The sequence below is a fragment of the Haematobacter missouriensis genome (assembly GCF_000740775.1).
Classification (GTDB): Bacteria; Pseudomonadota; Alphaproteobacteria; order Rhodobacterales; family Rhodobacteraceae; genus Haematobacter; species Haematobacter missouriensis.
In genome coordinates this window covers 14,718-28,347 of the sequence record NZ_JFGS01000028.1, presented here as the reverse complement: position 1 = coordinate 28,347, position 13,630 = coordinate 14,718, and the positions used below count along the sequence as shown (strand labels likewise).

Annotated in this window: 12 protein-coding genes; 10 read left to right on the top strand and 2 right to left on the bottom strand. The window is 64.0% G+C overall.

Translation table 11 applies throughout. From position 1 onward, the window contains the following. Positions 1-418 precede the first annotated feature (418 nt). From CG51_RS14635 to CG51_RS14610, 6 genes are all read left to right on the top strand, one after another. Positions 419-817 carry a glycosyltransferase family protein gene (locus CG51_RS14635; RefSeq protein ID WP_051930667.1) on the top strand — a complete coding sequence of 133 codons (399 nt, stop codon included), beginning with the start codon at positions 419-421 and terminating at the stop codon, positions 815-817. Then, positions 814-1,284, top strand: coding sequence for a glycosyltransferase (locus tag CG51_RS14630; RefSeq protein ID WP_035746249.1), 471 nt, complete (start codon positions 814-816; stop codon positions 1,282-1,284). Before CG51_RS14635 ends, CG51_RS14630 begins: the two co-directional genes overlap by 4 nt. 246 nt (positions 1,285-1,530) lie before the next feature. Further along, positions 1,531-2,580 carry a glycosyltransferase gene (locus CG51_RS14625; RefSeq protein ID WP_035746247.1) on the top strand — a complete coding sequence of 350 codons (1,050 nt, stop codon included), beginning with the start codon at positions 1,531-1,533 and terminating at the stop codon, positions 2,578-2,580. Positions 2,581-2,738: 158 nt separating this feature from the next. Next, the gene (locus tag CG51_RS14620; RefSeq protein WP_035746246.1) at positions 2,739-4,055 is read left to right on the top strand and encodes a lipopolysaccharide biosynthesis protein; all 1,317 of its coding nucleotides are present in this window, start codon (positions 2,739-2,741) and stop codon (positions 4,053-4,055) included. A 108-nt stretch (positions 4,056-4,163) separates the two neighbouring features. Continuing rightward, on the top strand, positions 4,164-5,468 hold the full coding sequence (locus tag CG51_RS14615) for a UDP-glucose dehydrogenase family protein (RefSeq protein WP_035746244.1): 1,305 nt from the start codon (positions 4,164-4,166) through the stop codon (positions 5,466-5,468). After that, positions 5,465-6,493 carry an NAD-dependent epimerase/dehydratase family protein gene (locus tag CG51_RS14610; protein ID WP_233141228.1) on the top strand — a complete coding sequence of 343 codons (1,029 nt, stop codon included), beginning with the start codon at positions 5,465-5,467 and terminating at the stop codon, positions 6,491-6,493. The genes CG51_RS14615 and CG51_RS14610 overlap by 4 nt, the downstream gene beginning before the upstream one ends. A gap of 31 nt (positions 6,494-6,524) precedes the next feature. On the opposite strand, the gene CG51_RS14605 is transcribed toward CG51_RS14610, so the two are convergent. Then, positions 6,525-7,577: a glycosyltransferase family 2 protein gene (locus CG51_RS14605; protein ID WP_035746243.1), complete on the bottom strand. Its 1,053-nt coding sequence runs from the start codon at positions 7,575-7,577 to the stop codon at positions 6,525-6,527. 230 nt (positions 7,578-7,807) lie between these two features. On the opposite strand from CG51_RS14605, the gene CG51_RS14600 reads away from it, so the two are divergent. From CG51_RS14600 to CG51_RS14585, 4 genes are read left to right on the top strand one after another with little or no spacing between them, the layout of a single operon-like run. Then, positions 7,808-8,341: a serine O-acetyltransferase gene (locus tag CG51_RS14600; protein WP_051930664.1), complete on the top strand. Its 534-nt coding sequence runs from the start codon at positions 7,808-7,810 to the stop codon at positions 8,339-8,341. Between the two features lies 1 nt (position 8,342). Further along, entirely contained in the window at positions 8,343-9,617 is a 1,275-nt protein-coding gene (locus CG51_RS14595; protein ID WP_035746242.1) for a UDP-N-acetylglucosamine 1-carboxyvinyltransferase, read from the top strand. Next, the gene (gene murB, locus CG51_RS14590; protein ID WP_198947662.1) at positions 9,601-10,674 is read left to right on the top strand and encodes a UDP-N-acetylmuramate dehydrogenase; all 1,074 of its coding nucleotides are present in this window, start codon (positions 9,601-9,603) and stop codon (positions 10,672-10,674) included. The genes CG51_RS14595 and murB overlap by 17 nt, the downstream gene beginning before the upstream one ends. Before the next feature lie 36 nt (positions 10,675-10,710). After that, a complete protein-coding gene (locus tag CG51_RS14585) occupies positions 10,711-12,594 on the top strand; it encodes an acyltransferase family protein (protein ID WP_035746241.1) in 1,884 nt (627 codons plus the stop codon). Positions 12,595-12,609: 15 nt separating this feature from the next. On the opposite strand, the gene CG51_RS14580 is transcribed toward CG51_RS14585, so the two are convergent. After that, positions 12,610-13,569 (bottom strand): alpha/beta hydrolase family protein, encoded by a 960-nt coding sequence (locus tag CG51_RS14580; protein WP_051930662.1) that lies wholly within the window; start codon positions 13,567-13,569, stop codon positions 12,610-12,612. Between the last annotated feature and the right edge of the window lie 61 nt (positions 13,570-13,630).

Below are 13,630 nucleotides of genomic sequence, written 5' to 3'. Positions count from 1 at the left end.
GGTATCAGGCAGGTAAGGGAGATCCTTATTTCCGTCTTTGACCCGACAAGAGGAGCGCAGCCGACAGGAACTCAATGGGCAGGCTTGCCGAAGAACACTCTGTCAACCGGCATCAGGTCACTCCTGAGGGATGGGTCCGGCAATCGCGCCCGCCGCTGGAACGCGATGACCGGCCTTTTGATCTTCTAGGACAATTTCAGCCTCACCATCCGGCTCGCAACAGGGTTAGGCCTTCTTCTGTCCTCCTCGAAGATCGCGCCGATGGAGGACCCGCAACCGCTTGCACGTGGAACGAACTTCCGGTTTCATGCGCGTGACCCTGTCAGCTGAGAACTCCCCCATGATGAAGAAGAGTGGCTCATCCCATAGCCCCAAAATTCTGGCCGTGGCGTCAACGGGAGGGCACTGGGAGCAGCTCATGCAGATCGCTCCCGCCTTTGAAGGTGGGAGCGTCACATTCGCCTGCACCGATGCCCGCCAGGCGGATCATTACGATTTGCCCGCCTTTCTATCGCTCCGAGATTACAACCAGAACGAGCCGTTGAAGATGCTGCGCGGGCTGGGAGAGACCTTTGTTCTGGTCAACCGCCTGAGACCGGATGTGATCCTGTCCACCGGTGCCGCTCCGGGGCTTCTGTGCTTGCTCTGGGGGCGGGTCTTCGGGGCAAAGACCATCTGGATCGACAGTATCGCCAATTCCGAGAAGCTGTCGTTGAGCGGCAAGCTGGCCCGGAAATTCTGTCACGTCACCCTGACACAGTGGGAGCATCTGGCGCAGAAGGAGAGCCGGCCAGCCTATTGGGGAAGCGTCATATGATCTTTCTGACCCTTGGCACCCAGTTGCCGTTCGATCGTCTGGTGAAGGCGATGGACGAGGTCGCGCCCGGTCTGCAGGAAGCCATCTTTGGACAGATCGGCAATGCACGGGTAAAGCCCGCCAACTTTGAAAGTGTCGATTTTCTGGCCCCGCGCGAGTTCAAGCAGCATTTCGACGCGGCGCGCGTCATCGTGGGCCATGCCGGGATCGGCACGATCCTGTCGGGGCTGAAGGCGGAAAAACCCCTGGTCCTGATGGCGCGGCGCGTGGCTTTCGGCGAGCATCGGAACGATCACCAGCTCGCGACGGTCTCCCAGATGAAGCGCATCCCCGGCATCCACATCGCCGAGACGCGCGATGATCTGCAAGCCCTGCTGTCGGAGCCGGACCTCCTGCCCATGAAGGCGGAGGATTCTCTGTCCCGTCAGAATCTGCTCACCCGTCTCCACGCGGAAATCTTTTCCTGATCGCTCCGCTTCGCCGTCTCATTGCCCCGCCGTCCCGCCCCCGTGCGGGGCAATGAGGGAAAAGCCACGCCAGGAGGGGGCCGGCAATATGGTGATCCCGGAGCGGAGTCCTGCCTCTGGGCGGGCCTGGCGATCCGATGCTGCAATGCAGAACCCACTTTGTGTTTTCCGAACTTCCGTTTATATTGAAGAATGTATCGGGGCCTTCCGACGCGGGGGCAAACTAACGTAAGGGCTGCCAGATTTATGGATTTCGACGTTGTCGTGGCCACCCGAAACCGCCCGGATGCGCTTGAACTCTGTCTTCCCCTGCTGATCGGACAGTCCCGCCAGCCCTCCCGGATCATCGTGGTGGACAGTTCGGACGATGCGGCCCCTGTTGCCGATCTGGTCGAACGGCTGCGCCCGCTGTCCGATGTGCCGCTGCGCCTCCTGCGGTCGGCCAAGGGGCTGACGCGGCAGCGCAATCTCGGCCTGACGGAAGTGACGGCTCCGGTCGTGTTCTTCCCCGACGACGATTCCCTCTGCCATCCGGGAACGACCGAAGCGCTCCTGCAGGTCTATGAGCGGGACGGGGAGGGGATGATTGCCGGGGTGCGCTGCGTGGATGCGCCCGAGCCGCCGCCGGGCACCGATCTGGGGGGCAGCTACCAGATCAGCGATGCCCATCGAAGCGAGGCGCGGATGAAGCGGCTCAGGCATCGGCTCGAACGGGGCATCGCCGACCGCAATCCCTTCCCGGCGATGGGCAATGCGCTTGCCGATCTCGTGCCCGCTCCCGACTGGCTGGAGGAGGAGGATGCGGTGAAGGTCGGGTGGATGACCGGCTATCTGATGTCCTTTCGCACCGCTGCGATCAGGCCCTCCGGGTTCGAGGAGGCTTTCGCGGGCTACGGGCTGTTCGAAGATATCGACGCGAGCTTTCAGGCCATGCGGTTCGGCGCGCTCGTGGCGGCAAGACGGGCGCGAGTTTACCACCATCGCGCGCCCGCCGGACGGCCGGACCCGTATCACCATGCCGCAATGAGCATCCTGAACCGTGGTCTGATCTTCGCCAAGCAGTTCGGCGCGGGCAGGCTGGCTCCGGCGCAGGTCGCGGATATCCGTGCGCGCACCTATTCCTATGCCCGCCTGCGGATGATGGGGCTTCTGCCGCGGATCCGTTCGGCAGAGGCGCGGGCGGAGATCAAGGGAACGCGCGACGCACTCCGCGCGCTCGACCAACTGTTGAAACTGCCCCCCGATCGACTGGGGGAGGGATACCTGCGTCTGGCGCGGGATCTCGGTATTGGATAACGGGGTTGACGGCGGAGGCGATGACGGCTGGCGGTGGGGGTGAGTGAAAGATGACAGATCTTCAATCCGACCTCTCCGATCCCGCCGCAGGGCGGCAGCCCGTCCAGAGTGGACCGCCCGTTGGCATGCAATCCCCCCTTCCTTCCCGCGGAGCACGTATGCGGCAGAAACTGAAATCGGCCCTGTTCGGCGGGCCCGCGGGCGCCGTGTTCCGGGGCATGAGCATTTTGGCGATTGGCGGGATGGTGGCCCGGGTCATCGGCTTTGCCAGCTATCCCATCGTGACCCGGCTCTACAGCTCCCATGATTTCGGCATTGCATCCCTTATGCTCGCCCTGACCGGGATGATCGCACCGCTGCTGACGCTGCGCTATGCCACGCCGATCGCCCAGCAGCGCAGCGACGGCGCGGCGCTGAACCTTTTCGCGCTTTCAGTGACCTGCGCACTGACGATAATCGCGGTCGTGACGCTTGCGCTGCTCTTTGGGGGGGAGCGCCTTTTCCTTCTTATGTCCATGGAAGATCTGGCGCCCTGGTGGTGGCTGGTGCCCGTGGGTCTGATCGCCTCGGTCACATATGAAATGCTGCTGTCATGGGGGGTCAGGCGGCGGAACTACCGTGTGATCTCGCAATCCCAGATCAGCCAATCCCTCACCAGCAGCCTCGCCAAGGTCGGGTTCGGCCTTGCCGCTGTCGGACCGATCGGTCTGCTGCTCGGTGGGGTTCTGGCGAGCGGGGGAGGATCGGGGCGGATGCTGCGCGCCTTCCTGCCGGACTTCCGCAAGGGCTTTCGCCTGGTTTCCTGGCGGCGCATGCGCTACTTCGCCTGGCGCTTCCGCAGCTTTCCGATCTACCGGCTGCCCTCGCATTTCCTTCTGGCCTTCGCCATGCAGGCGCCCCTCATATTCTCCGCCGCGCTCTATGACCCGGCGACGACCGGGCAGTTCGGCCTTGCCATGCAGGTGATGGCGCTACCCATCGTGATCATCTCCCAGACCCTCGGCAATGCCTATTACGGCGAGATCGCCAAACTCGGCCGACGGCAGGCGGGCCGCATCTTCGATCTGAGCAAGATCATCCAGAAGCGGCTGTTTCTGGTGGGTATCCTGCCCACGCTCGTCGTGATCTTCTGGGGGCCGTCGCTCTTCTCTCTGGTCTTCGGGGCGAACTGGGCGCAGGCGGGATATTTCGCCTCATGGCTCGCGCTTTATCTGCTGTTCCAGGTCACTTCGACGCCGCTCATGCAGGTGTTCAACATCATGGGCAATATGGCGGCCTATCTGATCATCAATGGATTGCGTGTGGCCCTGGTGCTGGGTCTCTACTGGGCCTGCCGTCACACGGGGGCCGGGGCAGAGGTCTATGTGGCCGCCTACAGCATGATCATGGTCTTTTTCTATCTGCTCTCAAGCGGATATATCTTTTTCGAGCTCGCTCGTGCTGCCCGTCGACAGCGTGAGGTGAATTCAAAATGAGGCAGGACGTTTCGCAGTTGTGCGGTCGGTCGATTGCCGCTTTAACCTTCCCGGACACCCCTCCTTCCCCGGACACCCCTTGAACAAGCATCAAAAGGCAACCTCCCCATGAAGATAGCGATGATTGGCACGGGCTATGTCGGCCTCGTTTCCGGCGTGTGTTTTTCCGACTTCGGCCATGACGTGGTCTGTGTGGACAAAGACCCCCGCAAGATCGAGATGCTGAAGCGCGGTGAGGTGCCGATCTACGAGCCGGGCCTCGATCAGCTCATGGCCAAGAACGTGCAGGCCGGGCGGCTTTCCTTCACCGGCGATCTGACCGAAGCGGTGGATGGCGCGGATGCCGTCTTCATCGCGGTCGGCACGCCGACGCGGCGGGGGGATGGGCATGCAGACCTCACCTACGTCTTTGCCGCCGCGCGGGAGGTGGCGCAGGCGCTGAAGGGCTATGCTGTGATCGTGACGAAATCCACCGTGCCCGTCGGCACCAATGCCAAGGTGGCGGCGGAGATCCGGGACGCCAATCCGGCCGCAGAATTCGACGTGGCCTCCAACCCCGAATTCCTGCGCGAAGGCGCGGCGATCGACGATTTCATGCGCCCCGACCGCGTGGTGGTGGGCGTCACGTCGGAGCGCGCGCGCGAGGTGATGGGCGCGATCTACCGGCCGCTGTTCCTGCGCGACTTCCCGATCCTCTACACGGATCTGGAGACGGCGGAGATGATCAAATACGCGGCCAACGCCTTTCTGGCGACCAAGATCACCTTCATCAACGAGATCGCCCGGCTCTGCGAAAAGGTCGGTGCCGACGTGAAGCAGGTTTCCAAGGGCATCGGGCTGGACGGCCGGATCGGCAACAAGTTCCTGCATGCCGGCCCCGGCTACGGCGGGTCGTGCTTCCCGAAGGACACCTCGGCGCTCGCCCGCATCGGGCAGGACCATGCCGTGCCCATGCAGATCGTGGAGACGGTCATCGCCGTGAACGACGCGATCAAGCGGCGCATGGTCGACAAGATCGTCGACCTCTGCGACGGATCGGTCAACGGCAAGAAGGTCGCCGTCCTCGGCGTGACCTTCAAGCCCAACACCGACGACATGCGCGACGCGCCCTCGCTCACCATCGTGCCAGCGCTGGTGGGGGCGGGGGCGCAGGTCGCCGTCGTCGATCCGCAGGGGAAACGGGAGGGGGAGAAGCTGCTGCCCGGCGTCACCTGGGAGGAAGACCCTTATGCGGCCGCGCAGGGTGCCGATTGCGTCGTCGTGCTGACCGAATGGAACGAGTTCCGCGCCCTCGACCTGCCCCGGCTGGCCGGGACCATGGCGGTGGCGCGCATGGCGGACCTGCGCAACGTCTATGACGATGCTGTCGTGCGCGAGGCCGGTTTCACCGCCTATGAAGGCGTGGGCCGGTGAATGAGGCGGTGAAGGGGAGGGCGCGCCGCGCCCTCGTCACCGGATCGGCGGGGTTCATCGGCTATCACCTGTCCGAACGGCTTCTTGCCGAGGGCTGGGAGGTGCTCGGCCTCGACGCGATGACCGATTACTACGATGTCTCGCTGAAGGAGAAGCGCCACGCCATGCTGGCCGCGCGCCCGGGGTTCCGGGCGGTGATCGGCCGGGTGGAGGAGCCGGGGCTGGTCCGCGGCCTGCTGGAGGAGTTCCGCCCCGATGCGGTGATCCACCTCGCGGCCCAGGCGGGCGTGCGCTACTCCATCGACGCGCCGCGTTCCTACGTGGAGGCGAACCTGGTGGGCACCTTCGAGGTGCTGGAGGCCGCGCGCGCCGTGCCACCCGCGCATCTGCTGCTCGCCTCCACCTCCTCGGCCTATGGCGCCAACACGAAGATGCCCTATGCGGAGACGGACAAGGCCGACCACCAGATGTCCTTCTACGCGGCGACGAAAAAGGCCACGGAATCGATGGCGCATTCCTATGCCCATCTCTATGGCCTGCCGACCACCATGTTCCGTTTCTTCACCGTCTATGGCCCCTGGGGGCGGCCGGACATGGCGCTGTTCAAGTTCACCAGGGCCGTGCTGGAAGGCAAACCGATCGACATCTACAACCACGGCGACATGAAGCGCGACTTCACCTATGTCACCGATCTGGTGGAGGGGATCGCCGGGTTGATCGGCGTGGTGCCGGGGCAGGAGCCGGTGGGGGCGTTCGACAGCCTCTCGCCCGTTGCGCCGTTCCGCGTGGTCAACATCGGCAACGGCTCCCCGGTGCCGCTGATGGATTTCGTCTCTGCCATCGAGGCCGCCACGGGGCGCGAGGCGGCGAAGAACTTCCTGCCCATGCAGCCCGGCGACGTGCCCGCCACCTGGGCGGATGCGACGCTTCTCACCCGGCTTCTGGGCCAGCCCCTGCCGAAAACCGACATCCGTGATGGCGTGGCCCGCTTCGTGGAGTGGTATCGGGATTACTACGGAGTGTAAGGCCCGCCGCCTCCCGGACCCCTTTCGTGGATCATGAGGACCGGCGAAGGGCCGGAATGGGACGGATCTCCCGCGGATCCCGGATCTTGCCTATCCTGAAGGCAGTCTTGACAAGGTGCCGGGAATAGCGCCCCTCCTGCATCCCGATCATGCTGCGGGCCAGAAGTCCCATGCGCGTACGCTGTTCCCGCAGCGAAACTTCAGCGAAGAGCCGCGCTTCCTCCACCAGCCCCGCCTTCAGATACTTGATGGCGATCTTTGCCAGATAAGTGGCCAGATGGGCACTGTGGTCACGGAACAACCCTGCCTGCATGCCAAAGATGTCGATGACATCGTATCCCTGCCGATCCCATTCGCGCGCGCATTGCAACGCCATGAAGGCCAGGGTGATCTGGGTGACATGTTTCTGCATGTCGGTGGCGATGCCGTCGGCGGCGAAAAGGCGGCGTTCGTAAAGCACATCCGGGATCACGGCATATTTGCCGCCATAGCGCGACATCCTGCACCACAGGTCCAGATCCTGGGTGAGGCGGAAGAACGGCCGGTATCCCCCCACCGCTTCATAGGCGGAGCGCCGGTACATCACTTCGCCATGGGTGAAGGGGGAATGGATGCGGCCCAGAACCTGCTCATGCGTGATTTCCGGGCGGGCCTTGAGCCTGAGATCGCGGACCCTGACGATCTTCCAGTCGCGATCAACCTCCGCTTCCCGCAACCCGCAGCCGAGACCGATGTGCTCCGGATGGGTGTCCAGGAATGCCGCCTGTACCCGCAGCCGCGAGGGCAGGGATGCATCCCCCGCACCCATCACGGCGATATATTCCCCGGTCGAATTTCCTATGGCCTTGCGGATCGCGCCGACGAAGCCGGTGTTCTCCTGATGGATGACCCGCAGGCGGGGGGTATCATAGCTGTCCAGAATCTCGCGCACGCGGGGATCGGGACTACCATCGTTGACAAGGACGATCTCGTAATCGTCGAAATCCTGATTCAGCAGGCTGTCCACGGTGTCGCGAATATAGTCAGGCCGATTGTACCAGGCGCAGACGACGGAGACCTTGGGGGTGGATGGGGGGAGGGGCATTTTCACTTCCGACAGGATGAGCTTTCAGCCCGACATCGGAGAAGGTATCAGTTCGCCCGTCAGGTTCCAAGCGTTCGGCACCCCGGATATCCTCCGGGAGGCAAGATTTTGCCGCAATGCAGAAAGTCGGTCTTTTCGCCCGACCCGCCTTGTGCCATCCTAGGAAAGGCCACAGAAGGCATCAGGATGCCGGACCATTAGCCGGCACATCACAAGGATAGCTTTGTTCCATGGCTAGGCTTGGCCAGCTGTTTTTTGCGGAAGCCAACCGCCGCATCGTGCGGGATATCGCTCGCATGCAATCCCTGCAGCAGCGAGGGCATGGACGGGTTGCACTTCTCTTCTCCCGCTTGATCCAGCGCCGCTATGGGGTCTTCACATCTCCGCTGGCCCGCTTTGGAAAGGGTGTGCACTTCCCCCATCCCACCGGGATCGTCATTGGCGAAGGTGTCGTCATAGGGGACAAGGTGACGATCTACCAGAACGTGACGCTGGGCGGTGCGCGGCTCGGCGACTGGCAAAAGAACAATTACCCGGAGATCGGCTCGAACACGGTGATCTTCGCAGGTGCGGTGATCGTCGGGCGGGTCAAGATCGGCGCGGGCTGCACAATCGGGGCAAATTCCGTCGTCCTCACGGATGTTCCCGACGGTGCCACGGCTGTCGGTGCCCCAGCGCGTATCCTGTATCCAAAGAACCCGGATCCCCTGACGGCGTCGGGCTCTCTCATGGCTGCGCCTGCGGCCCTCTCCACCGGAGATTGACATGAACCAGATGATAGCCCCCACGATTTCCCGTCTGAAAATTACCCCGGCCCGGCTGGAAGGCGAGGTATTTCTGAGTGGTGCCAAGAACTCCGCCCTGCGATTGCTGGCGGCAAGCCTGCTCACCTCCGAGGAAGTGGTCCTCACCAACTATCCCTCGCAGCTTCTGGATGCCCAGATCCATGTCGAGATGCTGGAGATGCTGGGCAAGAAGGCGGTGCTCGTCTCTCCCGATGAAATTCGCATCACCGAGGTGGCGCCCCCGGACAGCCGGCTGAACTGGGGAGGGCGGTCGATCCGCAACACCCTGCTCATCCTCGGCGCGTTGACGGCGCGGACGGGCGCGGGCGCGGTGCCGGTGCCGGGGGGATGCCAGCTTGGCGACCGCAAATACGACATCCACATCATGCTGCTGGAGCGGCTGGGCGCGAAGGTTTGGGGCGAGGGAGAATATCTTTGCGCCGAGGCGCCGAACGGCCTCGTTGGCACCGACATCCACCTGCCCTTGCGCTCCACCGGGGCCACGGAAAACGCGATCATCGCGGGCACGCTGGCCAAGGGTGTGACCCGCGTCTGGAACCCGCATATCCGGCCCGAGATCCTCGACCTCATCGCCATGCTGCGCAGCATGGGGGCGCAGATCCGCGTCTTCGGACAGGAGCATATCGAGATCACCGGATCCGAGGGGCTTTCGGGAACCCAGCACCGGGTCATCGCCGACAACATGGAGGCGATCACCTGGCTCGCCGGGGCGGTGATCACCGGTGGGGACGTGGAAATCCACGGCTTCCCCTATGAGGATCTGGAGGTGGTTCTGGCCCATCTGAAGGCGGCGGGCGCGCAACTCTACCGGGGGGACAGGTCGCTGATCGTGCGGGGCGGCGCCTGCTATCCGGTCGAGATTTCCACCGGCCCGCATCCGGGCATCAATTCCGACGTGCAGCCGATCCTTGCCGCCTGGGCGGTGAAGGCGCGGGGGGAATCCCGCATCGTCGATCTGCGCTTTCCCGGCCGCTACGGCTATGCGGAGGAAATGGCCCGGATGGGGGGTGAATTCTCCGTCGTAGGCGATGCGCTGCGGATCCATGGCAATGGCGGCAAGCTGCACGGGGCCGAGGTCCGGGCGCTCGATCTCAGGGCGGGAGCGGCGCTCACGCTCTGCGGCCTGATCGCGGAAGGAGAGACGGTGATCACCGATGCCTGGCAGATCTTCCGCGGCTATGTGAACTTTGCCGACAAGCTGAAAAGCCTTGGCGCCGATGCGCGGGTTTCCTGAGGGCCAAAACGGACGGCTGCCGCCTCCCGGCACGGCGGAGGCACTGAGCCGCCTGATGCCGGGTGCGGTGGAGGAGCGGGTGGACCTTGCACGCCATTCGCATTGGCGGATCGGCGGAACGGCCGATATCGTCGTGCGGCCGCGGTCGGTGGATGAACTCTCCCGGCTCTACGGCTGGCTGGCGGCGCAAGACCTTGCCCATGTCGTGATCGGGGGGAGCACGAACCTGCTTTTCTCCGACGAGGGGCTGCGGGCGATCTGCGTCGAAATCGGCTCCGGTCTTGCGGGTCTTCGGGTCGAGGGCAACCTGATCTTCTGCGAGCCGGGTGCCTGGGCGCCCCATATTGCCCGGGGGGCAATGCAGGCGGGGCTGACCGGGATCGAGCATATCTGCGGAATTCCAGGTACTATCGGCGGCCTTGTGTACATGAACGGCGGCAGCCAGCGACACGGCATAGGCGAGGCGGTCGTCCGTGTTGTCACGATCGATCCGCAGGGGCGGATTGGAAGCCGCACGGCAGAAGAATGCGGGTTCCGCTACCGTCACTCCATCTTTCAGGAGACGGGGGAGATCGTGGCCGGGGTGGAACTGAACCTGACACCGGGCAGTGATCCCGGCACAATCCGGCGCGAGATGTTGAAGATCATGGGTGACCGGCGACGGAAATTTCCCCATCGGCAACCAAGCTGCGGGTCCGTCTTCGTCTCCAACCCGGCTTTCTATGCCGAATACGGTCCGCCCGGCGCGGTGATCGAACGGATGGGGTTCAAGGGCCTGCGGGAGGGCGGCGCACAGGTTTCGCCCCGGCACGCAAACTTCATCGTCAATACCGGGGGTGCCACGGCGCGTGATGTGCTGGCACTGATCCAACGCATCCGGCAGCGCGTGGCGGAGGAGACGGGTTACGTGATGGAGGTGGAGGCCCGTTTCGTCTCCTCCAGCGGGCGCGTCATTTCGGCAGGGGAGGCGGGCGTTCCGGTCGCCAGCAATAACGCCGCAGGATACGACCATGGCGGCTCAGGACGGGTGATGCCGGGAGGTTTCAGGAAGGCATGAGGGCCTCCCCGGGCAGGGGGGTCAAGGAGGCAGCAGATGAAATATCGTGCCGATATCGCGGGTCTTCGGGCCGTTGCCGTCCTGCCGATCCTGCTCTTTCATGCGGGGGTGAATTCCTTGCCCGGCGGTTTCGTGGGCGTGGATATCTTCTTCGTCATTTCAGGATTCCTCATCACCGGCATCATCGTGCGGGAACTGGATCAGGGGCGGTTCACCATCACCGAATTCTACCGCCGGCGAGTGGCGCGCATCGTGCCCGCGCTGGTGGCCATGCTGCTCGTCACGCTGTTGGCCGGATATGTGGTGATGCTGCCCTCCGAACTCGCGGCCCTGGGGGGCAGCGCGGCCTGGGCCTCGCTCTTTTTGTCGAACGTCCATTTCTACATGACGGCCGATTATTTCGGCGCGGCGGCTGAGACGACGCCCCTGCTCCACACCTGGTCCCTGGCGGTGGAGGAGCAGTTCTACATCTTCTATCCCCCCCTGATGATGCTCCTGTGGCGATGGCGCCGGGTGGCGCCCCGGACGGCAGTCGCCGTCGTCTGTCTGCTGTCCTTTGCGGTGGCGCTCCTTCTGGGGCAGCGGGGCGGCAGCAGTCTCGCCGCCGCCTTCTACCTGATCCCGTCGCGGGCCTGGGAACTGGGTCTGGGAGCGCTGGTCGCGCTTGGCGCCTTTCCCGTCATCGCCTCACCGCGTCTGCGGCAAGGGTTGGCGGTGCTGGGGCTTCTGGCGATCCTCGTCGCGATCCGGGTCATCCATCCGGGGGCGCTCTTTCCCGCGCCGCTGGCCCTGCTGCCGTGCCTGGGGGCGGCATTGCTCATCGCCTATGGGCAGTCGGGTGTGACGGCGGGCCTGCTTTCCTCCTGGCCCATGCGGCGGATCGGCGACATCTCCTATTCGCTTTACCTGTGGCACTGGCCGGTGATCACTTTCTACCGGATCGAGACGGGTATCCACCTGTCCCGAATGGAAACGGTCGGGCTGGTTCTGGCCTCATTCGCGGTGGCCATCGCCTCCTACGTCCTGATCGAGAAACCGGCTCTTGCCCGTTTGCGTCACGGCTCCCGCCTTCCGGCGCTGCGGATCAGCGGCTTCGGGCTGGCGGTTCTTGTCGGAACGGCAGCCCTGTCGCTGGTGGTGGCACCGCTGGGCCAGCGGTTCCGGGACTATCCGCCGGACACGCAATACATCGCCTCCTTCATCGATTACCGCGAGACAAAGGATTACGCGCAGCAATTCCGCAAGGGCATCTGCTTCATGGGAGAGACGGACGTCCAGACCTTCAATGCGGATTGCCTGAGGCTCAGCACGGACAAGCCCAACGTGATCGTTCTGGGCGACAGTCATGCCGCGCAATACTGGCGCGCCTTTGCCGACCGTTACCCGGCCTGGAACGTCATCCAGGCCACCGCCTCCGGCTGCCGGCCCCTGCTGGACGCGAGGGGGGAGAAACGCTGCACCGACCTGATGGCCCATGTCTTCGCCATGCTTGAGGCGGAGCCGCGCCCGCCTGTCGAGGCGGTCGTCCTTGCCGGGCGATGGCTGGACAGTGAAGCCCCGGCTCTCGTGCGGACGGTTGCCTGGTTGAAGGAGCGGGGGCCGCGGGTTCTGGTGATCGGACCGACCGTCGAGTACGACGGGGACTTCCCCGTGCTCATGGCGCGGGCCGGTCTGGGGGCGACACCTGCGGAGATGCTGGCTGATGTCGAGGGGAAACGCCTGAAAGAGCGGGAGGCGCTGGATGCCCGGCTCGCCCCGCTCTTTTCCGGGACGGGAGCAACCTATGTCTCCGTCTATCGCATGGAATGTCCGGCGGAATGCCTGTTGCGCGATCAGACAGGAGAGCCCTTTCATTTCGATTACGGACACCTGACGCTCGGCGCGGCGCGCCAGCTTGTGGGTATGATGCCCGCGCCCTGAAACCGGGAGCCGCGTCTATTTCGACATTATCGCCTCGATCTCGGAAACCTGCGCGTTCACGAGCATTTCATGCGTTCCGCCAAAGATCGTCAGCGCGACATTCGGCGCCTTTGCGTGAAAGAGTACCTCACGGTCATCGAGTTTCGCATCAAGCGGCTGGTGGGCAAGGCTCAGAAGGCTCCCCGTCACTCGGGGCGAGATCGGCTCCCCGCCCTGCTCCTCCGCGATCATGTTGAAGAAATCGAGGCTGTGGGAGATCGGTACCGCCCCGTCATACCCGTCGCGGACCCCGGCATAGAGCGCGAGAGCACGCCCCTCCGGCGGGCGGGCTGTCATGTAAAGCGGTGAGCGGGCGCGGGCGGCTTCCGCGTCGAGTGTCTGATCCGACCCGGTACAGGCCAGAATATTGGCGGCATACTGAGTGTTGCGGGCGCGGGATTGATAATACCATGCCTCCAGATCGGTGATCGGCACCCAGGCAAAAACCTTGTCGATCGGTTGGGTCGAGTGGAGCCACGCGCCGAGCGCCGCATACCCGCCCCCCGAGGCGCCGACCACGTAAATATGGGTGACCTCTGCCGCCTCCCGGCCATACGCAATCGCCCGGTCGATATCATCGAGGACCAGATCGGACAGGCAGGCCTCCGGCCGGGTGTTCGGCCCGCGGATATCGGGGTGCAGGTAATTCCAGCCCCGGTCGAGCGCCTTTTGGGCCAGAGCATCCCGCTGGGTCCAGTCGCCGGACCAGGTATGGAGGCTGACGATCAGGGGGGCCGGACCTTCCGCTCTGCGGAAGTAGCCTTTCTGGATACCGCCATCCCGCGCGGGGATTTCCACGGCCCGAAACGCCTCCGGCCACCGTGCTTTCGACACGTCATCCCAAGGGAGCCGCGCGGCGGGAGAAGCCTCGATTATGAGGTAGGCCCCGGCCAGTAGGGCGACAAATACGGAGGCCGCTGCTGCAATCTTGCGCATGATGAAAAACCGGAATTAATTCGCCTATTTGGATTTACGGTATCACATTGTGCAACTAAAA